The following is a 24,918-nucleotide window of genomic DNA, read 5'->3' as shown; positions in this document are numbered from 1 at the left end:
TTGGATAAACTATACTTTCGACACAATTCATACCAATCCTCTATGAATTGAAAATTTCTTGGGAAATTTTTTCTGATTATGTCGAATCGATATTTTTCACATATTGTAGGGAGAAAGTGAGGAATGCTATGAGGGAAATGGAGTGATGGTATGAAAAGGCTAATAGTAAGTGGTAGTGTAGTGTTGTTTATGTTTTTATTTTCTATCACTATTACTAGTGCAGAAAATAATAGTGTGAAAGTTGCTTTTATTCGTCATCATAACCTTTGGATTAAAGTTGATGGGAAAGAAATACAGATTACAAAAGGAGAGTACATAACAGGGCCGAAGTGGTCACATGATGGAGAATGGCTAGCATATGTAAAAGGGAAGAAACAAAGTATTCTTGAGTTATATCGGATGAAAGATGGAAAGAAAGTTACGCCGTTTCACTCAGAAGCATCAAATTATCAATGGTCACCAACAGAAAATATAATTGCATTTATATTTACAGGTACATTAAATACATTTGATGTAGAAAAAAAGAATGCAGATTTTGAAAATGTATCGGCTGGTGTAGGGGATTATGCATGGTACCCCGATGGAAAGAACTTTCTTGTATCCTCTGAAGCGCACTTACTTCCAACAGGATGGACAGGTGCTCAGCTATATGAAGTGCAAAAAGATGCACATATGAATCCTCACAAAATGAAGCATTTGTATGCATTGCCAAATGAACATGATGATTTCCTAGCGCTAGTAGCAAGTGGCTTTAAGTGGTCACCAGACCAAAAGTGGATTTCATTTTTAGCAGTACCGACAGCTTCATGGTCAGCTGATAGTAATACGCTTTGCTTAGTTCGTGCAGATGGCAGTCGGTTTGAAAAAGTAGATCAAATGTTATTAAACGCACAATGGTTTCAATGGGCACCATCAAAAAATATATTAGCTTATATTGAAGGGAGCGGAAGAGTTGCATTAGAAAATAAGCATTTAAAAGTAAAGGAATTGCCAGCACTTCAGCAGAACATATTTACGCCGAAAGGATATGTTGATTGGGATTTTGTATGGAAGAACGATAGAGTAATTATCGTTTCACGAGCAAAAGAGGCAGGGATAGAAACTCCACCAGAAAAAAGGCCACTACCATCTTTGTATGAGGTCGATAGTACAAGTAATGCACAGCATCAAATCACAAAGAAAACGAACAAGCAAGGGGATTACCACCCGATCTTCATGAAGAAGAGTAATCAATTAATTTGGATACGTTCAGACCGTAAGAAAGCGGATGTATGGCTTGTTCATAAAGATGGGAAACAGGAAAAGAAGTGGATTGAAAATATAGATGTACCAGCGTGGTATTATGAGAAATGGAATTGGGAAAATGTCATCTCGGTGAAATAACAATAAAAAACTGCCTAAAAGATCATTTTAGGCAGTTTTTTATTGTTATTTATGCGTTTTATTTGGCTTTTTTTTCGCTGGGTTTCCGTTCCCTTGGCGCTTTCTATTTTGTTCATCTTTTGCTTGTTTTTCATGCAGTGTATCTAAAAAGTCATTCGAGTTACTCATTTTTCTATCGCTCCTTTCATTTCGTCCTAATTACTATAACCATTTAGGAGGATAATCATGAGTTAGAAGTTAGGCACTTAATTTTCTTCGATAATGTAAGTAAAATATTCCATACATAACAAATAGCATGAGTAAAACTTGTAACTCTACATTTTCCTTTAAAATAGCTGCGATAGGGTCTGGTAAGTACGGTGATTTATCGTTTGTGCTTAAACCTAACCATTTATTTAAGAGGCTAATGGTACAAAACATAAAAACACCGGACCAGCTTGCCGCAATTGCTTTTTGTTTAATTTTTGTTTCACGTTCATCATCTGTAATCCAAGGATTAGCAGTTTTATCACTACTAAAGAAGCCGTTTATATATCCCCATACAATCATTCCAATAAAGACAATTATCCATTTCATATATGTAATTCTCCTTTCGGTGTAAAAAGTATTTTACATGTGATATTGTAATATTTTACAAAGATTAGTGTCAAACCTTTTTTACATATCGTTTTTTATACAGCAGGAATAAAGAATGCAATAGGGAAGAAATATGTGTGAGGATTTTATAGTAAGAGGAGGCTGAATATGAAACTTGTTTTTGTTCGGCATGGTGAAGGTGAACATACAACGGATTTACCGGAAAGCTTGCAAATGTTGGATCCATCATTGACGAGAGTAGGAAGGGCTCAAGCTAAATTACTTCAACTTGATGTACCATTGCAAGAAACGGATATATTAATTGTTAGCCCTACACTTCGAACTTTGCAAACGGCGACAATATGGAGTGCGAAAGTTGCTTGTCAAAAAATCGTCCATCCATATGTATCTCCGCGTATTTTTCCTTATCGAGAAGGAGCGAAAACATTACCGTGCGATTATATAGTAGATCAGGGAATGATAACAAAGTTATTTCCGCATTTTTCGATAGAGAAAAGCTCAAATAATCAGTTATGGAAGGAAGGTATAAACACTATTTCAGAGAATAGTTTTCAGCAAATAGTAAATGAATTTCTTCTTTGGTGTTATGAACTGGGTGCTGAAAGAATTTGCATTGTATCTCACGATGGAACAATTACAGCATATAGGCAATATTTACAGAAAGTCGTTTTAACTAGATCAGATTTTTTGAAAGAAACGGGCATATATGAAATGGATTTATCCCATAAAATTCTGATTGATAAGGGCTGATTATAGGATGGGGGTTGTATGTTGAATATTGCATTAGTAGTTGGTTTTAATTCGGATTTAGAGGCGCAATCAATCCGAGCATCTCTTGAATATTTTGGTGCAAGGGTTGTGACATATTGGATTGGTAGACCGAAAGATTTTGTGGAAGTTCTTTCTGGAAAGAACTTATTTAACGATATTAATTATATTATTTTTTGCTTTCATGGTGAAGAAGGGAAGTTTGTCATGGAAGAGTTAGGCGAAGAAGTATATGAACAAGATGAACCGAGAGGGTATTTTGGTACAGAAGAAATTTATAAATATGCAAAATTGCATAATACACATATTGTAAATAGCGGGTGCACGTTAGGGGAGAAAAATCTAGCAAAATCTTTTTTACATAGTGGGGCGAAATCATATATTGGATCGATTGATTATGTAGATGGAAATGCAGCACTTATGTTTACTATACGCTTATTTTATGGGGTTATTAACCATGGGAAAACGTTAGAAGAAGCGTTTCAAGAAGCGAGTTTAATTGATGAGGAGACACATACATTTCGATTCTATAATTAGTGTGAAACACATTTATTCTATATTCGAATAAACGTGTTTCACATTTAACTCACATTTTTTTTACATTTTTTTCAATGAAAATGATTATCACTTGTGGTATGATATGTTCAAGTTTTTACAGGTAATAAAAGTTACTATATAAACATTAGTTTTTAATGTTTCATACGCATGTCACAGATTATTCATAATTAACATTTGAAAAATAAGTAACTAATGTTATTATATAATCTGTAACTAACTTAATTACAACTTTAGGAGGAAGATATGGTTATTCAATTTTTAAGAGAAAACAAAGCAGTTTCTTTTGTATTAGCAGTAATTCGAGTATATCTTGGTTACACATGGTTAATGGCAGGAATCGGTAAACTACAAGGAAAAGGATTCGATGCAACAGGTTATTTGCAAGGGGCAATTGAAAAATCTAAAGGTGCACAACCGGCTGTTCAATCTTGGTGGGCATCATTCTTACAAGAATTTGCAATTCCAAATGTAGATTTGTTTAATACACTTGTAACATGGGGAGAAATTTTAGTCGGAATTGGTTTAATTGTAGGCTGTTTAACAAAAACAGCGGTCTTTTTTGGCCTTGTAATGAACTTTTCCTATATGTTTAGTGGGTCAATTGGTGTGAACCCTGAGATGGTTATCTTATCTATGTTTGTTCTTGTTTCCGGTATGAACGCTGGGAAATTTGGAATGGATGGCTTCGTTATCCCGAAAGTATTAGGATCAAAAACTCAAAAACGCCAAAAGCAAGCTGCTTAATATATGAAAACGGGTATCTCAAAATGAGATACCCGTTTATGTTATTTTTCAACTTTGATCGGATTGTTCTTAAAGAAATCTTTTACATACCCGACAAATTCTTGTGGTTCTTGGCGAAATGGTGCATGATAACCTTTTTCAATAATATGTAAAGTGCTATTTTTTAAGAATTGATGATACGTTTCTCCTTCTTTCCAGGATACGCTACTATCATTTCTGCCCCATATAATTAAAGTTGGCTGTTTTATTTCATTTGCATTAATTTTAAGACGTCTAGGCCATAATTTCATTTTATTATAATGCTCTTCATCATTACGTTTGAATTTCACTTTGCTTTCATCATAATCTGTAATAGAAGAAACGGCATTTAAATCAGTCGACAATTGTAGTTTTGGTGAGCCTTGTTTATTAACGAATGTATGAGGGCCACCTGTAGCATCAGTTAAAATAAGGTGAGTAACTGCTTCAGGATATAAATATGTTAAATTTAGAGAAATTTCTCCCCCCATGGAATGCCCCAGTATTGCGAATGAATCATACCCAAGTTTTTTCATTAATTTATAATACAAATTTGCATGAGTTGGAAAAGAATAATAAAAATCCATTGGCTTAGATGAGCGCCCGAATCCTAAAGCATCTACAGAAATAATTGTATGATCTTTTGCTAAATCGGAATAAATCTTTTGAAAACCATCTGATGACCCTCCAAAGCCATGAATCATAAGTAAAGGTGGTTTTTCATTACCAATCTTTTTAAAGTAAATGGTTTGACCATCTATTTCTACCATTTTTTCCTCGGTAGCTAGTTTCGCTGTAATTGTATTTTTAACTTGTTTTACTTGTTCTACTGGCTTTTCTGCTGCACTACATCCTACTAATAGTGTAAGAGTAAGACAACCTACCATAAAATAGCTAAATCGCTTCAATTAGGTGTCTCCTTTCTAACATAACGCTGTATCTATCATAGCAAATAGCATATTACGATTTCCAGGAAGTTGGCTACCATTTTTTATCATAAGAGGTGAAAGGAGCGTTTCTTGGAAATTTTCTGTTTGAAGAAATTTACGGAATGTAAATTGTGAGTGTGGGACATCAATTCGTATTATACCATTCCAACATTCACATATCTTTTTTAATAATTGAATAGCATCTTCTTCTTGCTTGGCGATAAGTGGATTGATACATAATATATTGCCCTTTTGTATGCATAATGAAAAAGCTTCTATACAGTTATTTCTTTCAATTTTAAAAGAGTGTACGGCCCTTGGTAATAGCAAAGAGTAAAGTAGAGAACGATTCATACCAGTTGCAATTTGATCCAGAGAAGTAAGAGATATAAGGTCTTCTTCTTGTACTTGTTGTAAGTGAGAAGGGTACGTCTTAATAGTTTGCTTTTCAAAACGATGAATCGTTGTTGCTGTTTGAAATCCGCATGATGTGTATAGAGGTTCGCCAGCTTTTGTCGCAATAAGTGCAGTGGGTTGTTTTGGATGAATTTGTTCCAAGCAATGATTTAGCAACATGCGCCCTATTCCGCGTCCTTGAAAATTAGGGTGAACGATTAACATACCAATGGAAGCGAAGTTACTTGTAAAGGGAAATACTCCTCCAGTCGCAATGAGTTTGTTTTCATGAATGTAACCTACAAGTGTGCCGATAGAAAGATACATTTCGAATTGTTTTTTCATAAAAATTTCATCGTGTAACCATCCAACAGATTTGCAAAGATTAAGTAATTCAAAAATAAAAGACTCATTTAGCTTTACTATTTTCATAAAGGCTCACCGCATTTCTATTTATTTTCATAAACATAGAGTCAAAATGTAAAAAAAGAGATTTACGTTAAATGAAATCCAACTTGTTTATATTTAAATTGTAAAGGGCGGAATGATTGATACAAAAAGACAAACTTATACAAATTATAACTGATATTTACATAAGTTAACAAAAAATTTACATACAGCTAATTTTCTCTTAATAGTCTTCCATTAAATTTGATAGTGGGAAATGAATAACCTAATTAGGGGGACAAGACAGTGAAAAAGTTTGTGAAAAAAGCATGGCCATTTGCAGTTGTGGCATCATTAGCAGTTACTTCGGTAGCAACATGGAATTTTACTCGTTCTAGTGAGGTTAATGCAGATGAGAACGGAAGCAATGCAAAGATTAAAAATGTTATCGTATTAATTGGGGATGGTATGGGCCCTTCATATATGACGGCTCACCGTTATATGAAAGATAATCCAAAAACCTTTGAAATGGAATCTACAGAATTTGATAAGCATCTTGTAGGAACACAAAAAACATACCCAGAAGATGAACATGAAAATATTACAGACTCTGCATCGGCAGCAACAGCTATGTCAGCAGGAATTAAAACATATAATGCTGCAATTGCAGTTGATAATGATAAAGCGGAAGTGAAAACAGTTCTTGAGCAAGCGAAAGAAAAAGGGAAATCAACGGGACTCGTTGCAACTTCTGAAATTACACATGCAACACCAGCTGCTTTCGGTGCGCATGACATTAGCCGTAAAAATATGGACGCAATTGCAAATGATTATTTTGATGAGAAAATTAAAGGGAAGCATAAGGTAGATGTTATGCTTGGCGGCGGCGTAAAGAACTTTGTTAGAAAAGATCGTAATCTTACAGAAGAGTTTAAGAAATCTGGTTATAGCTATGTAACGGATCGAGATCAATTGTTAAATGATAAAAATGATCAAATTCTTGGTTTATTTGCACCAGGTGGATTAGATAAAATGATTGACCGCAATGAGAAAACACCTTCATTAGAAGAAATGACTAATGCAGCAATTGAGCGTTTGAACAAAAATAAAAATGGTTTCTTCTTAATGGTGGAAGGAAGTCAAATCGACTGGGCTGGACATGATAATGATATTGTTGGTGCAATGAGTGAAATGGAAGACTTCGAAAAAGCTTTCAAAGCAGCGATTGAGTTTGCAAAAAAAGATAAAAATACGTTAGTTGTTGCAACGGCAGATCACGCTACTGGTGGCTTATCTTTAGGTGCCAATGGCGAGTATAACTTTAAAGTAGATCCAATTAAAGCTGCAAAACGCACACCAGACTTTATGGCAAATGAGATTGCAAAAGGTGCAAATGTAGAAGAAACATTGAAAAAGTATATTGATTTACAATTAACTCCAGAAGAAATTCAAGCTGTAAATGATATAGCTCCGTCAAAAGATGTAACAAAGATTGATAATGCAATTGAAGATATTTTCAATAAGCGCTCGGTTACAGGCTGGACAACAGGTGGACATACAGGGGAAGATGTGAACGTGTATGCATTTGGTCCAGGTAAATACTTGTTCTCTGGCGTTCAAGAGAATACAAATATAGCGAAACGTGTCTTTGATATTGTTGGCGGTGGCGATCCGAATAAAGGAAGACGCTAATTAAGAGCGAAAGTGAGGCGGAATGCCTCACTTTTCTTTTTAGGAGTTGGGAATATGGGGAAAATATTTAGAAAATTAAGGTTAATTTTAGTGTTTGTAGTACTACTAGTTGGATGTCAACAAGAAGAGAATAATGTAGCACAAAAATCTACTACTAAAAAAACTGAGGAAAAGGTACAAATAACAAAAGAAGAAGAGAGATCTATTCAAGATGTTATTCATACATTTGTGCGAACGACGAATGAAAAAAATCTTGCAGAACATATGGAGTTATTTTCAAAGAAGATGCCTAGTGCTGAAGACTTAAAAACACAAAAAGAAGCCGCATTTCAAAAGGGAAATAAGAAAATTGAATTGGAACATATAGATATGAAAGTTAGTAAAGTAGGGTATGTTATTGTTGAAACGAAAGAAAAGGAAGTAGACGACAGTATTACTCTTCAAAAGAAAGTACAGTATGCTCTTGGAAAAGAAGAGGATAAATGGAAGATTGAAGAGGTTCGAACGATAGAGAAAAAATAATGTGAAACTTTAATAAGTGTGGAGTCGTACTTCCCAAAAATGATAGAAAAAAGGTTCTCATTGGCGAGAACCTTTTTTATAGTGGTAGCATAATTTGATTTGAGCATGCCTCAATATCATCAATATCTTGACGAATAGTGGCCATTTTATTATCCAGATCTTCAGCTTTCATTGCTGCATCATGTAGTTCATCTTTTAAATACTCCGGTATTTTCCCTTCATATTTATAATAAAGTTTGTGTTCTAAACTTGCCCAAAAGTCCATTGCCAGTGTACGTAACTGAATTTCTGCAAATACATCTTTTGTACCAGAATTTAGTGATAAAGGGTATTTAATGATCATGTGTAAACTTTTATATCCGTTTCGTTTTGGGTTAGCGATATAATCTTTTACTTCTATGACTTCCATATCTTCGCGTTTTTGAATGACTTCTTTCAAATGATAGATATCTTCTACGAAGCAACATGTAATACGAATACCAATAATATCTTGTAAATGTGTTTGAGCATTTTCAACTGTTGGTAATAAGCTTTTGCGCTCTAGTTTTTTAATAATACTTTCAGGTTGTTTTAGTCTTGTTTTTATATGTTCAAACGGGTTGTAATCCTCTAGAAATTGAGCTTCCCGGTTCATAATTTCAAATTTAGTTTTTAACTCTTCTAAAGCAAATGTATATGGTAATACAAAAGCTTTCCAGTAGTTAACTGTTGATTGATTATATTCCATTTATATACACACCTTTTCCTATTTGCAAGTGAGGTCGTTATTATACTAAATACCAAATCATATAAGCGCAAGCAGCAAATGATGAGATCATAAAGCGATATTTAGTTTTCATACTTTCAACTCCTTTCGAGTAAGATTTTATATAAATAAACGTGATTGTTAATAAGTTCACTATGTACAGTTTCTATAGTAATAGATTCGTGTGAATTTCGTATGAACTAATTGTTTCAGCTTTTTGTCTTTTTTGCTGTTAATCATAATTATTATTCGGATTTAAAGTGTTTTTATTTGATTTATCTATTTGGATAAATTAATGTATATTTAAATTTACAGTTATCGAGGAGGATATATGGTGAACTTTGAAGAATTAGCAATTGCTAGACGTTCTGCAATGAAATTTATACAAGGTATAGAAATCTCTGATGAGGATTTTAAAAAAATATTTGAGTTAACTAAGCTTTCTCCATCTTGCTATAATTTGCAGCACACACATTATGTTGTAATTCGTGATCAAGAGCGAAAAGAAAGATTAAAAGAATTAGCTTTTGGTCAATATAAAGTATCGAGTGCATCAGCGGTAGTGCTCGTTTGTGGTGATAAAAAAGCATACCAAAATGTTGAAAATATTTACTTCGGTATGAAAGTTTTAAAAATGATTGATGAATGTGAATATGAAGATACAATTAGGCAAACGAAAGGTTTATATGAAGGAAAAGGAGAGCGTTTCATGGAGGATGAAGCGATTAGAAATGCTTCGTTAAGCGCGATGACTTTTATGTACGCAGCTAAATATTATGGCTATGATACATGTCCAATGATTGGTTTCGATGAAAAAGCAGTACAAAGTGAATTGAATATGCCGGAGCATATAGTACCTGTTTTAATGATTACGATAGGAAAAAGTGATACGACTAAAACTCGCCCACGAGGATATCGAAAGCCGATTAGTGAGTTTGTTACATACGAATCGTTTTAATAAAGTGAAACTTTTAATCAGTGGGGGTCTTACTGCCCGTTAATGCGGGAGAAAATTTATTTAACTATAAAAACAAGGGGATTTTAAATGGAATCTTCTTGTTTTTGCAATTGACAAATAGAATGAAGTTTTATAATATATAAATCGTAATCATTACGTTTTAGTTGCGATCTTTGAAAGAAAGGAGAAATAAATATGCGTGTAAATATTACATTAGCTTGTACGGAGTGCGGCGATCGTAATTACATTTCTAAAAAAAATAAACGAAACAATCCAGAACGCATCGAACTAAAAAAATATTGTCCACGGTTAAAGCGAGTAACGTTACATCGTGAAACGAAGTAGAAGACTAGAGATATCTCTAGTCTTTTTTGTTAATAAATTTTAGTTTTCTTTGTTATAATTACCTTAAATTGTAAGATTGAGGAGGGGAATAATGAATCAAAAAGATAAAGAGAGAAAAGAGCGAGTGGCTCATATTATTGATATTCCAGGTGATTATAGGCTTGTTGTAGATGATCAAGAAGGGGTTGATGACCCGTATCATTTATTGTGGTGGGCACATAAAGATGATGAGGAGAAACAGATACAAATTACATTAAATAGACATACTGGTAATTTAATTGAATTTAGGATAGATGATGAAAATTCTTTTTCAAGTGGCAAGGAAGCGATAGAGGAGAAGAAGGCAAGAGAGATTGCAAATGCGTTCTTGAAAAAATATACAAAAGAAGGATATGAATTCTATACATATGTAACGGTTAAGGACGACAGGCGCGGTTGGAAAGAAGTAAATTATATGCAAGAAGTGAATAGCTATCCATTGCCGAATACAGGGTGCGTTGTGCGAGTGCACCCTTCAGGTAATGTTGTGCATTTTCATTACAATGGACAAAAAGCTATAGAGAAAAAAACGTTATGGCCAAGTGAAATTGTTGAGGAGAATATCGTTTTAGAAAATTTGAAAGCTAGACAAGATATGAGACTTGTATTTGTAGATTTAACATACTCTTCATGTGAGTATGAAAGCGGGGAAGAAGTAAAAGGGTACCATCTTGTATATGAACCAGAGCCTAGTCATGCGTTTATTGATGCAAGTACAGGTAAAGATTTATTTGGACCAGATCATTATAAATTACCTTCGGCTGTAGCTGTTGAAAAATCGAAAAAAGGTAACGAACGAGGTGACGTATTCGAATTATTTGACTGGAATAAAGAAGGTTTTACAAAAGTAGATGAGACAGAAAATGATGATGAAATAAGGATGGAATTTGTTCCGAAAGAGGAATTACAAAAACAGAAAGAAGAAAAGGATCCATATTTAATGAATGAATTCTTTAAAAAGCATTTACCGATGTTGAAATATAATAATTTAGTTAGCGTTAAAATTGATAAATTAACCAATGAATTAACTAGTTTTATAAAACTGACAGATGATAAAGAAGTAAAGCAAATACTGTCTAGAGAGGAATGTTTACAAAAAGCACTTCAATTTTTAGAACGAGTTATTCCAGATATCACACAATATCTGCGTCTTTGGGAGGAACGTGAAGAAGCAGAAGATGGGATTGAAAGATTTATCTTTTCTGTATATATAAATGATATTCCGGCAGAGTATAACCAATTTATGATTAACATCAATGCAGAAAATGGTGCTGTTATGCACTACTCGGGGGAGTCTAGCAACTTTATAAAAGAATTGCTCACATATGAAATAACACCAAAAGTAACTAAAGAAAAAGCGTTAGAAATATACAGAGAGGCTATCCGAGTTAAATTAGAATGGTTTTTAGATCATGATGCAGAGGAAACGAAATACAAACTACTTTACAAACAAACGACAGATGAAAAACATAAAGAACCTTTTAATTGTAGGCGGGAAATTCGTTATATTGATGCCCAAGCGGGGAGAAAGATTTGGAGTAAGTAAAATAAAAAGAGTTATTTTTCAAAGAAAATAACTCTTTTTATTTTTATACTTTGCCTGTTCGTTTTTCAAAAGTAAATGTGATAGGAAGATTGGAATGAGAACTATCACTTTTAAATATTACTTTCCATTCTTTAGTATGGGCTTTAATTTCAAAATTAAGAAGATTCATCGCTCTACGTTTATCTATTTCTAAAAACATATTATGAATCTCTGGTTCTTGCTGTAAATTAAGAGCCTTTAGTGTGACTGTAAATGTGAAAAAATTCTGCCCTTCATATACTATTTTTGATATTTTTGTTTTTTGTTTATTTAACAGCACATAAAAACGGTCTGATGGAGTTAATTGTACAGAGTCATCAGTAATTTCATTCTCGCTATTATGAAGTTCAACTAAGAAAGATGTACTATGGGAAGAATCTTTTTTGCTTGTAATCTGTAATTCAGTAGGAATCATCGGTATTTCATAAAAATCATTCCTTATTATGTTGTTGTAATCCTCTGAAAATTTACGAACTTCTTTTGGAAAAGAGTCTTCTTGTGTACTTAAAAAAGTTTTGTTTTGCTTTGGAATTTTTTTACTAAAATTTAATGTTTCTTTAAAGTAATAATTGGATCCAGTTAAAAATAAACAACTACAGATTAATAAAAAAATTCGATACGGATTTTGAAAGTGAAAGAATAATAGTATACATGTAATAATTCCAATTACATAGAAAATAAAGATAAGTAGTTCTAGTTTTGAGTGAAAGGAGAAACCATAGTTATGAAAAAATTTTATTCCAGTTATAATTTGAGCTCCAAAAAATAAAGAAATTCCAAATTGAAAAAATAATAAATCAGGCCCTCTTTTAATAACAAAAGTAATGAACGAAATGAAAAGTAAAAACACCCCTAAATAAATTGTTACATTTAATAATCGTTCTAATGTAATCATGAATAGTGTCCCCTTTAATAGCATATTCATATATAAATAACAATTTTATTTAATTATAATATAACGATAAAATATTTTAAATGTTAGAAGTGTTGAGTTTTATAAATAAACTGTACAGACACAAACAACCTCACGCCCACATACACATAATAAAGACCACTATTTTGGCGGAGGTGAAAGGTTTGAGTCTATTCGCCGCAATTGGATATATGGTTCGAGAAGTGTTTGTCTTTGTTTCTTATGTGAAGAACAATGCGTTCCCGCAGCCGTTATCATCAGATGATGAGAGAAAGTACTTAGAGTTAATGGAGCAAGGTGATGCTCAAGCGAGAAATCTTTTAATTGAACATAATTTACGGCTTGTAGCTCATATCGTTAAAAAATTTGAGAACACAGGAGAAGATGCAGAAGATTTAATTTCAATTGGTACGATCGGGCTCATTAAAGCGATCGAGAGCTATTCTGCAGGAAAGGGAACGAAGCTTGCGACGTATGCAGCACGCTGTATTGAAAATGAAATTTTGATGCATTTACGTGTACTAAAGAAAACGAAAAAAGATGTTTCACTTCATGATCCGATCGGGCAAGATAAAGAGGGCAATGAAATATCGCTTATTGATATATTAAAATCAGAGTCTGAAGATGTAATTGATATGATTCAGCTTAGTATGGAGTTAGAAAAAATTAAAGAGTATATCGATATTTTAGACGAAAGAGAAAAAGAAGTGATTGTGAAACGTTTTGGACTTGGGCTAGATAAGGAGAAAACACAGCGGGAAATCGCTAAGGCGCTTGGTATTTCTAGAAGCTACGTATCACGGATTGAAAAGCGTGCTTTAATGAAAATGTTCCACGAGTTTGTAAGGGCAGAGAAAGAGAAAAAAGCGAAAGAGTAAAGTGTATTAGAAGCAGCCATATTTAAAATGGGCTGCTTTTCTTATTGTAAATAAGAAAAGAAAACGCGTTATGCTAAGAAGAAATACATGTTCACTGTTGAAAATGACGGATTCTATCTGTAATATTAGAAGGTGCTAAATAATTTAAGAATAATACCATACTTAGTTTTCTGTATATATAATAAGGCTGCTTTATATGATATGTGGGAATAAGAACCAATTTTACATATGATATAGAAAGAAAAGAAGGGAAAACTAAAGTTATAGACTGATTAGGGGGTTTCGCAATTTGCGACGTACATTATATCGACTTATGATAGAACTTACAAATGGTCGCTTTACTTCTTATATATTACGTAAATTTGCACAATCTCGTTTGAGCTCTATCATTATTCCATCGTACGCGAAAGTTTTTCAAATTAATCAAGATGAGATGGAAAAGGGTTTGAAGGAATATAGAACATTGCATGAATTATTTACGCGTAAGCTAAAAGAAGGAAAGCGTAGTATTGATACAGATGCATCGAGTATCGTTAGTCCTGTTGATGGTGTTTTTGCAGATCATGGTCCTATTGAGGATGCAAAAACATTTGATATTAAAGGAAAGCGCTATTCAATTGTGGATATGCTAGGTAATGAAGAACGTGCAACGCGATATGCAGGCGGTACATATATGGTAATTTATTTGAGTCCAAGTCATTATCATCGCATTCATAGTCCGCTTTCTGGTTCTGTGACTGAAAGATTTGTACTCGGTAGAAAATCATATCCGGTAAATGCAGCTGGTATGGAATACGGGAAAGAACCACTGTCAAAAAATTATCGTTCTGTTACAGAAGTAAGCAGTGATGGCGAGCATATGGCTCTTGTAAAAGTAGGTGCTATGTTTGTTAATAGTATCGAGCTTTTGCATGAGAGAGACACTGTTCAAAAAGGTGAAGAAATGGCATACTTTACATTTGGTTCAACAGTTGTGTTATTGTTTGAAAAAGATATGATAGAAGTAGTGCAGGAATTAAAGAGTGGACAAGAGCTTCGTCTTGGTGAAAAAATAGCTACTCGCTTAGCTCATAAATAAAGAAAAGCTTTTATAACCGTAAGTAAGAGTTATGGGCAAAGATACTTAATGATGAAATCCCCTAGATGGGAGTACTTGTTTATTCGAGAGCCATCGTAGATGGCTCTTTTTACAAGGCATCTAATAATTTATCCTGTAACTGTTTGATTGGTAAGGGCTGATTAAACTTTCACTTTATATGTAATCAAGATGATTTGACAAGCTTGTCCTCTAATGAGCGTCTAATGATTTCTTGTTTTATAAGTAAAATGAAGTCGGGATTTAATTTTAGTTCTTTTGCTTTATAATAAGACTCAGTGAGTAACTCAGTGGATAACTGTTCCATATGTTTTGTTTTCAAGGTGAGTCACCTCCTAATAATATAAGGATTGATTCGTTGATGCATTTAATGTACCAAAAAAATATGACAGTCACAAACGAGTGGTTATCCACATAACTAGGTGGATAAAGTGTGTATAGTTTGTTAGTAAATTCCAAATTAACTGAAAAATTAATGTGGAAAATGTGTACAATTTTATCCACAGGTTATATATCGAAAAATGTTGTCGAAAAATTTTATGAAAAATCCTCAAAGAGGTGAAAGAAATTGAAACTATTTTTACCAAATGAATATGTGAAAAATGTATATCATGTTCAACCAGAAGATTTAAAAAAACGTGGGATTAAAGGCGTTATTACTGACTTAGATAACACTTTAATTGAATGGGATCGTCCCAATGCAACGCCACAACTTGAAAAATGGTTCTTGGAAATGAAAGAGCAAGGCATTCAAGTAACGGTCGTTTCAAATAATAATGAGCAACGTGTGAAAGATTTTGCTGATCCATTAGGTATTCCATTTATTCATAGTGCACGTAAACCATTTGTTCGCGCATTTAAGCGTGCGATACAAGAGATGCGTTTGCAGCCAGATGAAGTTGTAGTAATTGGAGACCAGTTACTGACTGACGTGCTTGGTGGAAACCGAGTAGGCCTTCATACAATTTTAGTTGTACCGGTAGCACAAACGGACGGATTAGTAACGCGCTTTAATCGAAAAATTGAACGAAGAATTATGAAAAATATGAAGAAAAAAGGTTTAATTAACTGGGAGGAATAAAGTTTGACTGAAACAATTAAATGTATTGGTTGCGGTGTAGAAATTCAAACAGAAAATAAAAACGAAGTGGGGTATGCTCCTGCCTCATCTTTAGAGAAAGAACAAGTCATTTGTCAACGTTGTTTTCGCCTGAAGCATTACAATGAAATTCAAGATGTATCGTTAACAGATGATGACTTCCTACGCATTTTAAATGGAATTGGAAAATCAGATGCATTAGTAGTCAAAATTGTAGATATTTTTGATTTTAATGGTAGCTGGTTACCTGGCTTACATCGTTTCGTAGGGAATAATAAAGTATTACTTGTTGGAAATAAAGCTGATTTAATTCCAAAGTCAGTAAAACATGATAAAGTAAAACATTGGATGCGCTATAGTGCAAAGCAGCTAGGATTAAAACCAGAAGATGTCTTTTTAATTAGTGCAGCGAAGGGACAAGGAATTGCTGAACTAGCAGATGCTATTGAGTATTATCGCGGCGGCAAAGATGTTTATGTTGTTGGATGTACGAATGTAGGGAAATCGACATTTATTAATCGTATGATTAAAGAATTTAGTGATGAGACTGAAAATGTAATTACAACATCTCATTTCCCGGGAACAACACTGGATTTAATTGATATTCCATTGGACGAAGAGTCTTCTTTATATGATACGCCAGGTATTATTAACCACCACCAAATGGCTCATTATGTTGGAAAGCAAAGCTTAAAGCTTATTACACCAACAAAAGAAATTAAGCCGATGGTATTCCAATTAAATGAAGAACAAACGTTATTCTTTAGTGGATTGGCACGTTTTGATTATGTAAGTGGTGGTCGTCGTGCATTTACTTGTCACTTCTCGAATCGCTTAACAATCCATCGTACAAAGCTTGAGAAAGCAGATGAATTATATAAAAATCATGCCGGGGATTTACTAAGCCCACCAACGCCAGAAGAATTAGCAAATATGCCTGAGCTAGTGAAATACGAATTTAATATTCGTGAACCTAAAACGGATGTTGTATTCTCTGGATTAGGATGGGTTACTGTGAACGAACCAGGAGCAAAAATTGTTGCACACGTACCAAAAGGAGTAAGTGTTTCACTACGTAAATCTTTAATTTAATATGGAGAGGGATTTATGAAACAATTATATGGTGTAATCGGAAATCCAATTGGACATTCATTATCACCCGTTATGCATAACGATGCATTTGAACACTTGAATATGGATGCCCATTATCATGCGTTCCTTGTTGAAGAGGAATTGCTAGGGGAAGCAGTAAGAGGTTTAAAAGCATTAGGTATTTCAGGATTTAATGTAACAACTCCGCACAAGGTTGCTATTATGGAGTATTTGGATGAGATTGACCCATTGGCAAGGAAAATCGGTGCAGTAAATACAGTGGTTCATAAGGATGGAAGATTAATTGGCTATAACACAGACGGGATTGGTTTTGTTCGAGCGCTGCAGTCAATTAGTAATGAACCACTTCAAGGGAAACGTATTTTGTTACTTGGTTCAGGTGGTGCTAGCCGAGCTATTTATTTTTCTCTTGCTGATGTAGGTGTAAAAGAGATTGATGTAGCCAATCGTACAGTAGATAAGGCGAAGGAACTTATTGCTGCACGTACGGCCGATGTTAATTCTGTTGCTTTGTCGTTAGAAAAAGCGACAGAAGAACAAGGAAATTATGATATTATCATTCAGACGACAACGATAGGTATGCATCCGCACGTAGAATATACGCCATTACAAATTTGTTCGTTAAAAAAAGGAACGATTGTATCAGATATAATTTATAATCCATTTGAAACGAAAATTTTATGTGAGGCAAAAGAGCAAGGTGCAATCATTCAAAATGGTATTGATATGTTTGTTTATCAAGGAGCACTTGCATTTGAAATGTGGACAGGACGCACGCCAAATATCGAGAGAATGAAACAATTAGTTATAGAAAAGCTTGGAGGCTAACATATATGTTAACAGGAAAACAAAAAAGATTTTTACGTGCACAAGCACATCATTTAACACCAATTTTTCAAGTAGGAAAAGGCGGAGTAAATGAAAATATGATTAAACAAATTGCAGATACTTTAGAAGCTCGTGAGTTATTTAAAGTAAGTGTATTACAAAACTGTGAATTTGATCGCCGTGAGGTTGCGGAAGAACTTGCAAAAGGTGCACGTGCTGAAATCGTTCAAGTAATTGGAAGCACAATCGTTTTATACAAAGAATCAAGAGAAAATAAACAAATTAAGCTTCCTCGATAAAAAGATTAGCATGCGCTATTTTTATCGCTGATGCGTAATGATGTAGAGAGCGAAACCAATTGAACTTTTATTAATAGCAACTCTCTTCATTCCTAACCGAGGAGAGTTGCTGTATATAAAAGGAAGGGGCGTTTCTTTTGAGGAAAATTGGCATCATTGGCGGTACATTTGATCCGCCTCACTATGGACATTTGCTAATTGCAAATGAAGTATATCACGCTTTGAACTTGGAAGAAGTATGGTTCTTGCCAAACCAGATTCCGCCACATAAACAAGGGCGGAATATTACAAGTGTAGAAAGTCGTTTACATATGTTGGAGCTCGCGACTGAGGCAGAAGAACACTTTTCTATTTGTTTAGAAGAGCTAAGTAGGAAGGGCCCATCTTATACGTATGACACTATGTTACAATTGACGAAGAAGTATCCGGATGTGCAGTTTCACTTTATTATTGGTGGGGATATGGTTGAATATTTACCGAAGTGGTATAACATTGAAGCTTTACTTAATCTTGTAACGTTTGTTGGAGTTGCAAGACCTGGGTATACATTGCATACACCATATAAGATTACTACAGTGGAAATTCCGGAATTTGCAGTTTCTTCATCCTTATTACGTGAGAGATATAAAGAGAAGAAAACGTGTAAATATTTACTTCCTGAAAAAGTACAGGTATATATCGAGAGGAATGGGTTGTATGAATCGTGAGAATGCACTGCATATTGTCAAACAACAAATGCATGAAAAACGTTATATACACACAATTGGTGTAATGGAGACAGCGATTGAGCTTGCTAAGTTATACGGTGTGGACGAGAAAAAAGCAGAGATGGCAGCTATATTCCATGATTATGCGAAATGTAGAGCAATTTCAGAAATGGAAGAGATTATTAAACGTGAAGATTTGCCGAAAGATTTACTTTGCTATAACAAAGAGTTATGGCATGCACCTGTTGGGGCATACTTAGTAGAAAAAGAAGTAGGCATTACGGATTCTGAAATTTTGCAAGCTATTACATATCATACAAGTGGTCATGAGAATATGACGATGTTAGATAAAGTGATTTATGTAGCTGATTACATTGAACCTGGGCGAAAGTTTCCAGGAGTGGAAGAGGCTCGTAAACTCGCATATACGGATATAAATCAAGCCCTATTATTTGCGTTAAAGAGAACAATTCAATTTTTAATGGAAAAAGATCAGACGATTTATCCATTAACATTCCAAACATACAATGCAGTTATCAAGGAGGAAATGAGTAAATGAACGATAAAGAATTATTAGTATTAGCGGCAAAAGCAGCTGATGATAAGAGAGCAGAAGATATGGTTGTCCTAAATATGCAAGGTATTTCACCAATTGCAGATTATTTCATTATTTGTCACGGAAATTCAGATAAACAAGTGCAAGCAATTGCACGTGAAATTAAATCAAAAGCACATGAGTTCCAAATCGACGTACAACGTATGGAAGGGTTTGACGAAGCACGTTGGGTATTAGTTGATCTTGGAGATGTAGTTGCTCATGTATTCCATAAAGATGAGCGTAATCACTATAATTTAGAGCGTCTATGGGGCGATGTGCCACGTGAAGATATTACAGAAGAGTTAGGCCAATGAAATACGAACAATTTGCATTGTTGTACGACGAACTAATGAATGATGTCCCTTATGATAAATGGGTGGAATTTACAGAGGGAAGTTTACAGCAGGCAGGTATGAAAGAGGCAAAAATTCTTGATGTAGCATGCGGTACAGGTAATGTAACCCTGCCGCTTGTGCAAAAGGGTTACGATTTAATAGGTGTCGATCTTTCAGAAGAAATGTTAACAGTCGCTCAGCAAAAACTAGGCGGAGAAGGGCATTTTATTCCTTTTTACCAACAAGATATGCGCGAGCTTGATGTTCCGGGTGAGTTTGACTGTGTAACGATTTTTTGTGATTCATTAAATTATGTATTGCAAGAAGATGGAGTACAAGAAACATTTAGAAGAGTATTTCACCATTTACGTCAAGATGGTTTGTTTTTATTTGATGTACACTCTTTATATAAAATACATCATGTATTTCAAAATGAAACGTATACAGTGAATGGAGAAGAAATATCTCTTATTTGGAATTGCTTCCCTGGTGAAGAATCAAATAGTGTAGAGCATGATTTAACATTCTTTGTTCAAGATCCAGAAGAAGATGTGTACCATCGGTTTGACGAATGTCACGTGCAACGTGCATATCAAGTGGAAGAGTTAACGAAATGGCTTGAAGAAGCAGGCTTTACAGTGCTTCGTGTAACAGGTGATTTTGAGCGACTTGAAGTTACAGAACAAACAGAGCGTATTTTCTTCATGGCGAAGAAAAACGGATAAAAACAAAAGCAACCGAGAAGGTTGCTTTTGTTTTATAAAGAAGATGTATTTTTAGTTCTAGCATAATCTAAAGATCGTATGCGTAAAGTGTGGGAATAGTAGTTGAAGTGAAAATGTATTGTAAAAAAGTAAGTATTTATAAAAAGGATTTGGAATGAAAATGACGTATTTATTATGTGTGTTTATTGAATTGCTGATCAACGCATTCTAAATCTTCATCAAATTTTTCATGTGTTCGCTCGATTAACTTATGGAACATATCTCCAACGTGTTCTTCTAAAACCCGAATGCCTTCCCCAGTAACGCCGCCTTTCACGCAAACCTTTTCTTGTAAGGTAGGTAATGTGAAGATTTCTTTTTCAAGTAATTTCCCCATCCCCACGACCATTTCACTTACTAAAGTAGTAGCCTCTTCGTGTGTAATATTTGTTTTATCTACAGCAGCGTTAATGAAGCATTGTAGTAAATAACTAAAGAAAGCAGGACCGCAACTTGCTATATCAGATGAAACGCGCGTTATATCTTCTTTTATTACAAGAGGTGTAGAAATGTTTTTGAATAGACGAAGTAGTTTTTGTTGCCATTCTTCAGAGCAATTATCTCCAAATGTAAATAGTGAGGCGCCAGAGAGCGCGCGATTTGTGATACTTGGAATGATACGCGCGACGTGGCAAGGTACGAGAGTCTCTAATTGTGATGGAGATATTGGACTTGTAATAGAAACTAAGCACGTTTCATCAGAAAAATGTTCAGCGTATTTTTTTAGGATAGGGTATATATCTATCGGCTTAACACAAATAAAAATAAGTTGTGATTGTTCGATTACTTCCGGGATTGTTTTTGCTATCTGAACAGAAGGGTATTTTTCTTTTATATGATATGCTTTTGCAGGCGTCCGATTAATGATTGTAAGGCAAGAAGGTTTGACAGCACGGGTTTCTAAAAATGCATCGATTAGTATATTTCCCATGTTTCCTGTCCCTATAATTCCTATGTTCAAAGTTTCATCCCTCCTTCGTAACAGCTTTCTCCTAAACAATATGAATGATGTTATAAATTTATGATTAGAGGTGTAAAATGATGTGGGATTTTCCGAAAAAGTGGTTAGGTTTAGTAGCTATTATTGGAACTTTACTTTTTCTTGTTTTTTGGAAAACGAATCAGAGTGTAGAACGAACGCCTATTACAATGAATGTACAAGAGAAGGAGATAGAAAAAAAGGGTAAACCGAAAATATCGGATACAAAGGAACAGAAAAGAACAATTATAATTGATGTGAAAGGAGCGGTTAGTAAAGAAGGGGTATATGAAATGAAGGAAGGAGATCGCGTAAAGGATGCGGTTCAAAAGGCTGGTGGTTTTTTATCAGAAGTAGATATGAAAAAAGTAAATTTAGCACAAATTGTACAAGATCAAATGCTTCTTTATATACCGAGTAAAAATGAGTCAGAACAAGGGGTGCTTACTTCTTCTAAGGAAGATGGCAAGATTCGAATAAATACAGCGGCGAAAGAACAACTAGAAAAAATTACAGGGATTGGCTCTCGAAAGGCAGAAAGTATTTTGAAATATCGAGAAGAACATGGTCCGTTTCAGAAAATAGAAGATTTATTAGAGATTGATGGGATTGGTGCGAAGTCTCTTGAAAAGATAAAAGATCAAATTATTATTCCGTAAAAGATTGACGAAGTTTTTCTTCTTTCGCTACACTACAAGTAGACAAAAAAGTAGGTGAAAAATATGGAACGAATTTCATGGGATCAATATTTTATGACGCAAAGCCATCTACTATCTTTGCGTAGTACATGTACAAGGCTTGCGGTAGGAGCGACAATCGTTCGCGATAAACGAATTATTGCTGGTGGGTATAATGGTTCAATTAAAGGTGGCGTACATTGTATAGATGATGGTTGTTACGTAATCGATAATCATTGTGTTCGGACAATTCATGCCGAAATGAATGCTTTATTACAATGTGCCAAGTTTGGTGCGAAAACAGAGGAAGCAGAAATTTACGTTACGCATTTCCCTTGTTTACAATGTTGTAAGGCGATTATTCAAAGTGGTATTACAGCGGTTTATTATGCACAGGATTATAAAAATCATCCATACGCCATAGAGTTATTTGAACAAGCGAACGTAACAGTGAAGCACGTTCCGCTAGAATATGATATTGCTGCATTAGAGGAGCAAAAACGTTATACAGAGTTGAAAGAATTATTTGCGTCTTTAGAAAAAGATAATTTATCAATGGAAGAATTACAGCATGTATTCACGAAAGCAAAAATGATGCTATAAGGAGTGAGTATAAGTTGCAGGAACAATGGGGGTATGTTGCAATCTCGTTTATAATAGGGGTTGCAATTGCTTTTTCCTCGTCACTTTTATTGATAGTTTTTTGCCTCTTTTTAAATGTTTTCTTCTGTTTATATCGCACTTCGCGTAAAACCTTCATTTTTTGTATTGTAGCGTGCTTTAGTAGCGCTATATACACTTCCTATGTTCAAACGTGGAATAAGCCTCTAGGGGAGTCCTATGGAGTTACAAGAGGGGTTATACAAAATACACCGCTTGTTAATGGGGATCGCCTATCTTTTCAATTTGAAGATCAGAATAAAAATATAGTGCAGTTAAGTTATAGAATCAAATCAGTCTTGGAAAAGAAAAAAATGCAACAATTATACGCAGGGATATCATGTGTATTCGAGGGTGAGAGGAAAGAACCGGAAACAGCTCGGAATTTTCATGGTTTTAATTACCGTGATTATTTATACAAACAACATATTCATTTCACATTTGAGGCTACATATATTTCTGAATGCTATAAAACATCACTGTCGCTCACGCAATGGATTCTTCTTTTGAGGCAACAAGCAATCTCGAAAGTTACAGAAATGTTTCCAGAGCAATCAGGTGCTTTTATGAATGCATTACTATTTGGTGATAGACAACAAATGACGTTTGAAGTGGAAGAGCAATATCAACAATTTGGTCTTGTACATTTGTTAGCAATTTCAGGTTCGCACATTGTATTGTTAATGGTGATAGTATATTTTATTTTGCTAAGAAGCGGTGTGACAAGGGAGGTAGCAACAATTTGCCTTATCGTTTGTATTCCTTTGTATATGGTTTTAGCAGGGGCGTCACCCTCTGTTATAAGAGCTTCTATAACAGGAGTTTTGATGTTGATTGCTTTTATGTGCTCGATTCGTTTATCTAGTTTAGATGCTTTAAGTGTAACAGCTATATGTATGCTTATATATGACCCTTATCTTGTTTTTAATATTGGATTTCAGTTTTCATTTGTAGGTAGCTTCGCTTTACTTTTGTCTGCTCCGTTATTGTTAGGGAGTAGCAACGGAGTAATCCGAAATTCTATTTATATTTCTATCATTTCACAGCTCGTTAGTACTCCGATTTTGTTATATCACTTTGGTTATTTTTCTCCATATAGCAGTCTCCTCAATCTCTTATACGTTCCGTTTTTATCTATCATTGTATTACCATGTAGCATTATTATTTTACTGTGTATGCCAATTGTCCCGTTTCTCGCAAAAGGATTTGCGGATGTATTATCAATAGGCTTGAGTATGTCTAATGATTTTCTAAGTTATTGTGAAAGTTTACCATTTACCCAGCTTATCTTCGGGGAAACGCCCTTCAATCTTGTAGCTGTATATTGCGCGAGTATTGTCAGTATATTGATGGTTTGGGAACGGAGAGCGCCGAAAAAAATAGTTTGTATAGTTGCGAGTGTATTTCTTTTTATTAGCACATGTCATTATATATATCCATATTTTAGAGGAAGCGGAAGTGTAACATTTATTGATGTTGGACAAGGTGATGCAATATTAATTCGCCTTCCGTATGATAAAGGGATTTATCTTATTGATACAGGTGGAACGCTTCGTGTGAATAAGGAAGAATGGCAACAAAAAAAGCATGAATTTTCTGTTGGAAATGATGTTTTAATACCCTTTTTACAAAAAGAAGGTATTAAAACAATTGATAAATTAATCGTAACGCATGGAGATGCAGATCATATAGGTGCTGCGCAAGAATTATTATCATATATACCTGTAAAAGAAGTGGTATTTGGTCGAAAGGGAAAAGATGCAGTATTAGAAAAAGTAGTAAAGAAACGGGCATTAGAAAAGGAAATGAAAATAACTGAAGTGGGGGAAGGGGAGAGTTGGAGTGTAAATGAAGCGGAATTTTTCGTTTTAGCTCCAAAAGGAAAAGAAAAAAGCGAAAATAACGCTTCAATTGTAATATGGGCAAAATTTGGAGGGTTGAAGTGGCTATTTACAGGCGATTTGGAAGAAGAAGGGGAAAAGATTTTAGTAGAGGCATATCCAGATTTACAAGTGGATGTTTTAAAAGTTGCTCATCATGGGAGTAATACGTCATCTATAGAGCCTTTTTTGAACGTCATACAGCCTCGTGTAGCGATTATATCTGTTGGTAAGCAGAATAGGTATGGACACCCGCATAAAGAAGTGATAGAGCGTTTTGAGAAGATGGGGAGTGCGATATGGCGCACGGACAAGCAAGGTGCTATTTCCTATGTTTTTAAAGGGGAAAATGGAACCTTTAAAAGTAAAATCACATATGATAAAACACATAATAGATGAAAAAGAGAAGACTGCCATGAAGTGGCA

At 34.4% G+C, this 24,918-nt stretch carries 30 protein-coding genes; 22 read left to right on the top strand and 8 right to left on the bottom strand.

What is annotated here, in order from left to right; all coding sequences use genetic code 11:
- Nucleotides 1-150: 150 nt before the first annotated feature.
- A complete protein-coding gene (locus EBQ15_RS02340; protein ID WP_000825728.1) occupies nt 151-1,383 on the top strand; it encodes a TolB family protein in 1,233 nt (410 codons plus the stop codon).
- A gap of 45 nt (nt 1,384-1,428) precedes the next feature.
- On the opposite strand, the gene EBQ15_RS02335 is transcribed toward EBQ15_RS02340, so the two are convergent.
- Together EBQ15_RS02335 and EBQ15_RS02330 are read right to left on the bottom strand one after the other, a co-directional pair.
- Nucleotides 1,429-1,551 (bottom strand): DUF4023 domain-containing protein, encoded by a 123-nt coding sequence (locus EBQ15_RS02335; protein WP_000071861.1) that lies wholly within the window; start codon nt 1,549-1,551, stop codon nt 1,429-1,431.
- A gap of 69 nt (nt 1,552-1,620) precedes the next feature.
- Nucleotides 1,621-1,959: a hypothetical protein gene (locus EBQ15_RS02330; protein ID WP_000871145.1), complete on the bottom strand. Its 339-nt coding sequence runs from the start codon at nt 1,957-1,959 to the stop codon at nt 1,621-1,623.
- Nucleotides 1,960-2,127: 168 nt separating this feature from the next.
- Between EBQ15_RS02330 and EBQ15_RS02325 the strand changes: the two genes are divergently transcribed.
- From EBQ15_RS02325 to EBQ15_RS02315, 3 genes are all read left to right on the top strand, one after another.
- Entirely contained in the window at nt 2,128-2,730 is a 603-nt protein-coding gene (locus tag EBQ15_RS02325; RefSeq protein WP_000779739.1) for a histidine phosphatase family protein, read from the top strand.
- 18 nt (nt 2,731-2,748) lie between these two features.
- Nucleotides 2,749-3,285, top strand: a complete 537-nt coding sequence (locus EBQ15_RS02320) for a hypothetical protein (RefSeq protein ID WP_000931924.1) — start codon at nt 2,749-2,751, stop codon at nt 3,283-3,285.
- A gap of 264 nt (nt 3,286-3,549) precedes the next feature.
- A complete protein-coding gene (locus EBQ15_RS02315) occupies nt 3,550-4,050 on the top strand; it encodes a DoxX family protein (RefSeq protein WP_000236612.1) in 501 nt (166 codons plus the stop codon).
- A gap of 41 nt (nt 4,051-4,091) precedes the next feature.
- On the opposite strand, the gene EBQ15_RS02310 is transcribed toward EBQ15_RS02315, so the two are convergent.
- Entirely contained in the window at nt 4,092-4,976 is an 885-nt protein-coding gene (locus EBQ15_RS02310) for an alpha/beta fold hydrolase (protein WP_000819808.1), read from the bottom strand.
- A 15-nt stretch (nt 4,977-4,991) separates the two neighbouring features.
- A complete protein-coding gene (locus EBQ15_RS02305) occupies nt 4,992-5,825 on the bottom strand; it encodes a GNAT family N-acetyltransferase (RefSeq protein WP_000706698.1) in 834 nt (277 codons plus the stop codon).
- Nucleotides 5,826-6,086: 261 nt separating this feature from the next.
- On the opposite strand from EBQ15_RS02305, the gene EBQ15_RS02300 reads away from it, so the two are divergent.
- Nucleotides 6,087-7,472: an alkaline phosphatase gene (locus tag EBQ15_RS02300; RefSeq protein WP_000714912.1), complete on the top strand. Its 1,386-nt coding sequence runs from the start codon at nt 6,087-6,089 to the stop codon at nt 7,470-7,472.
- Nucleotides 7,473-7,526: 54 nt separating this feature from the next.
- The gene (locus EBQ15_RS02295; protein ID WP_000516024.1) at nt 7,527-7,994 is read left to right on the top strand and encodes a hypothetical protein; all 468 of its coding nucleotides are present in this window, start codon (nt 7,527-7,529) and stop codon (nt 7,992-7,994) included.
- Nucleotides 7,995-8,070: 76 nt separating this feature from the next.
- Here EBQ15_RS02295 and EBQ15_RS02290 read toward each other — a convergent pair whose 3' ends face one another.
- Nucleotides 8,071-8,721: a GTP pyrophosphokinase gene (locus EBQ15_RS02290; RefSeq protein WP_000456230.1), complete on the bottom strand. Its 651-nt coding sequence runs from the start codon at nt 8,719-8,721 to the stop codon at nt 8,071-8,073.
- A gap of 349 nt (nt 8,722-9,070) precedes the next feature.
- Between EBQ15_RS02290 and EBQ15_RS02285 the strand changes: the two genes are divergently transcribed.
- The 3 genes from EBQ15_RS02285 (at nt 9,071) to EBQ15_RS02275 (ending at nt 11,627) form a co-directional block, all read left to right on the top strand.
- Nucleotides 9,071-9,697: a nitroreductase family protein gene (locus EBQ15_RS02285; RefSeq protein WP_000245985.1), complete on the top strand. Its 627-nt coding sequence runs from the start codon at nt 9,071-9,073 to the stop codon at nt 9,695-9,697.
- A gap of 195 nt (nt 9,698-9,892) precedes the next feature.
- Nucleotides 9,893-10,042 (top strand): 50S ribosomal protein L33, encoded by a 150-nt coding sequence (gene rpmG, locus EBQ15_RS02280; protein ID WP_001265617.1) that lies wholly within the window; start codon nt 9,893-9,895, stop codon nt 10,040-10,042.
- A gap of 91 nt (nt 10,043-10,133) precedes the next feature.
- Complete coding sequence (locus EBQ15_RS02275; protein ID WP_001072091.1) at nt 10,134-11,627, top strand: YcdB/YcdC domain-containing protein; 1,494 nt, start codon at nt 10,134-10,136, stop codon at nt 11,625-11,627.
- A 43-nt stretch (nt 11,628-11,670) separates the two neighbouring features.
- Here EBQ15_RS02275 and EBQ15_RS02270 read toward each other — a convergent pair whose 3' ends face one another.
- Nucleotides 11,671-12,591, bottom strand: a complete 921-nt coding sequence (locus tag EBQ15_RS02270) for a hypothetical protein (protein WP_002000984.1) — start codon at nt 12,589-12,591, stop codon at nt 11,671-11,673.
- Between the two features lie 152 nt (nt 12,592-12,743).
- Here EBQ15_RS02270 and sigK point away from each other — a divergent pair, with 152 nt between their 5' ends.
- Nucleotides 12,744-13,457: an RNA polymerase sporulation sigma factor SigK gene (sigK, locus tag EBQ15_RS02265; RefSeq protein WP_000051382.1), complete on the top strand. Its 714-nt coding sequence runs from the start codon at nt 12,744-12,746 to the stop codon at nt 13,455-13,457.
- A gap of 289 nt (nt 13,458-13,746) precedes the next feature.
- Nucleotides 13,747-14,535 carry a phosphatidylserine decarboxylase gene (locus EBQ15_RS02260; protein ID WP_001254992.1) on the top strand — a complete coding sequence of 263 codons (789 nt, stop codon included), beginning with the start codon at nt 13,747-13,749 and terminating at the stop codon, nt 14,533-14,535.
- A 184-nt stretch (nt 14,536-14,719) separates the two neighbouring features.
- Here EBQ15_RS02260 and sda read toward each other — a convergent pair whose 3' ends face one another.
- Nucleotides 14,720-14,875, bottom strand: a complete 156-nt coding sequence (gene sda, locus EBQ15_RS02255; RefSeq protein ID WP_000850094.1) for a sporulation histidine kinase inhibitor Sda — start codon at nt 14,873-14,875, stop codon at nt 14,720-14,722.
- A gap of 246 nt (nt 14,876-15,121) precedes the next feature.
- Here sda and EBQ15_RS02250 point away from each other — a divergent pair, with 246 nt between their 5' ends.
- The 8 genes from EBQ15_RS02250 (at nt 15,122) to EBQ15_RS02215 (ending at nt 20,257) form a co-directional block, all read left to right on the top strand.
- Nucleotides 15,122-15,634: a YqeG family HAD IIIA-type phosphatase gene (locus EBQ15_RS02250; RefSeq protein WP_000765314.1), complete on the top strand. Its 513-nt coding sequence runs from the start codon at nt 15,122-15,124 to the stop codon at nt 15,632-15,634.
- 3 nt (nt 15,635-15,637) lie between these two features.
- Entirely contained in the window at nt 15,638-16,744 is a 1,107-nt protein-coding gene (gene yqeH / locus EBQ15_RS02245; protein WP_000140799.1) for a ribosome biogenesis GTPase YqeH, read from the top strand.
- Nucleotides 16,745-16,759: 15 nt separating this feature from the next.
- The gene (aroE, locus tag EBQ15_RS02240; RefSeq protein WP_000812077.1) at nt 16,760-17,593 is read left to right on the top strand and encodes a shikimate dehydrogenase; all 834 of its coding nucleotides are present in this window, start codon (nt 16,760-16,762) and stop codon (nt 17,591-17,593) included.
- A 5-nt stretch (nt 17,594-17,598) separates the two neighbouring features.
- Nucleotides 17,599-17,892 carry a ribosome assembly RNA-binding protein YhbY gene (gene yhbY, locus EBQ15_RS02235; RefSeq protein ID WP_000955224.1) on the top strand — a complete coding sequence of 98 codons (294 nt, stop codon included), beginning with the start codon at nt 17,599-17,601 and terminating at the stop codon, nt 17,890-17,892.
- 137 nt (nt 17,893-18,029) lie between these two features.
- Nucleotides 18,030-18,599: a nicotinate-nucleotide adenylyltransferase gene (nadD, locus tag EBQ15_RS02230; RefSeq protein WP_001226048.1), complete on the top strand. Its 570-nt coding sequence runs from the start codon at nt 18,030-18,032 to the stop codon at nt 18,597-18,599.
- Nucleotides 18,589-19,158 carry a bis(5'-nucleosyl)-tetraphosphatase (symmetrical) YqeK gene (gene yqeK / locus EBQ15_RS02225; protein WP_001078477.1) on the top strand — a complete coding sequence of 190 codons (570 nt, stop codon included), beginning with the start codon at nt 18,589-18,591 and terminating at the stop codon, nt 19,156-19,158. Before nadD ends, yqeK begins: the two co-directional genes overlap by 11 nt.
- Complete coding sequence (gene rsfS / locus EBQ15_RS02220) at nt 19,155-19,511, top strand: ribosome silencing factor (protein WP_000998193.1); 357 nt, start codon at nt 19,155-19,157, stop codon at nt 19,509-19,511. The genes yqeK and rsfS overlap by 4 nt, the downstream gene beginning before the upstream one ends.
- Entirely contained in the window at nt 19,508-20,257 is a 750-nt protein-coding gene (locus EBQ15_RS02215) for a class I SAM-dependent methyltransferase (protein ID WP_000873080.1), read from the top strand. The genes rsfS and EBQ15_RS02215 overlap by 4 nt, the downstream gene beginning before the upstream one ends.
- Before the next feature lie 172 nt (nt 20,258-20,429).
- On the opposite strand, the gene comER is transcribed toward EBQ15_RS02215, so the two are convergent.
- Nucleotides 20,430-21,257, bottom strand: a complete 828-nt coding sequence (comER, locus tag EBQ15_RS02210; protein WP_001020560.1) for a late competence protein ComER — start codon at nt 21,255-21,257, stop codon at nt 20,430-20,432.
- 77 nt (nt 21,258-21,334) lie between these two features.
- Here comER and EBQ15_RS02205 point away from each other — a divergent pair, with 77 nt between their 5' ends.
- The 3 genes from EBQ15_RS02205 (at nt 21,335) to EBQ15_RS02195 (ending at nt 24,891) form a co-directional block, all read left to right on the top strand.
- The gene (locus EBQ15_RS02205) at nt 21,335-21,934 is read left to right on the top strand and encodes a helix-hairpin-helix domain-containing protein (RefSeq protein ID WP_000989937.1); all 600 of its coding nucleotides are present in this window, start codon (nt 21,335-21,337) and stop codon (nt 21,932-21,934) included.
- 63 nt (nt 21,935-21,997) lie between these two features.
- On the top strand, nt 21,998-22,555 hold the full coding sequence (locus tag EBQ15_RS02200) for a ComE operon protein 2 (RefSeq protein ID WP_000439773.1): 558 nt from the start codon (nt 21,998-22,000) through the stop codon (nt 22,553-22,555).
- Between the two features lie 14 nt (nt 22,556-22,569).
- The gene (locus EBQ15_RS02195; protein WP_033683359.1) at nt 22,570-24,891 is read left to right on the top strand and encodes a DNA internalization-related competence protein ComEC/Rec2; all 2,322 of its coding nucleotides are present in this window, start codon (nt 22,570-22,572) and stop codon (nt 24,889-24,891) included.
- The last annotated feature ends 27 nt before the right edge of the window (nt 24,892-24,918 follow it).

The sequence above is a fragment of the Bacillus sp. 2D03 genome, assembly GCF_003946765.1.
Taxonomy (GTDB): Bacteria; Bacillota; Bacilli; order Bacillales; family Bacillaceae_G; genus Bacillus_A; species Bacillus_A cereus.
The sequence above is the reverse complement of the archived record's forward strand: the minus strand, read 5'-3'. Positions and strand labels throughout refer to the sequence as shown.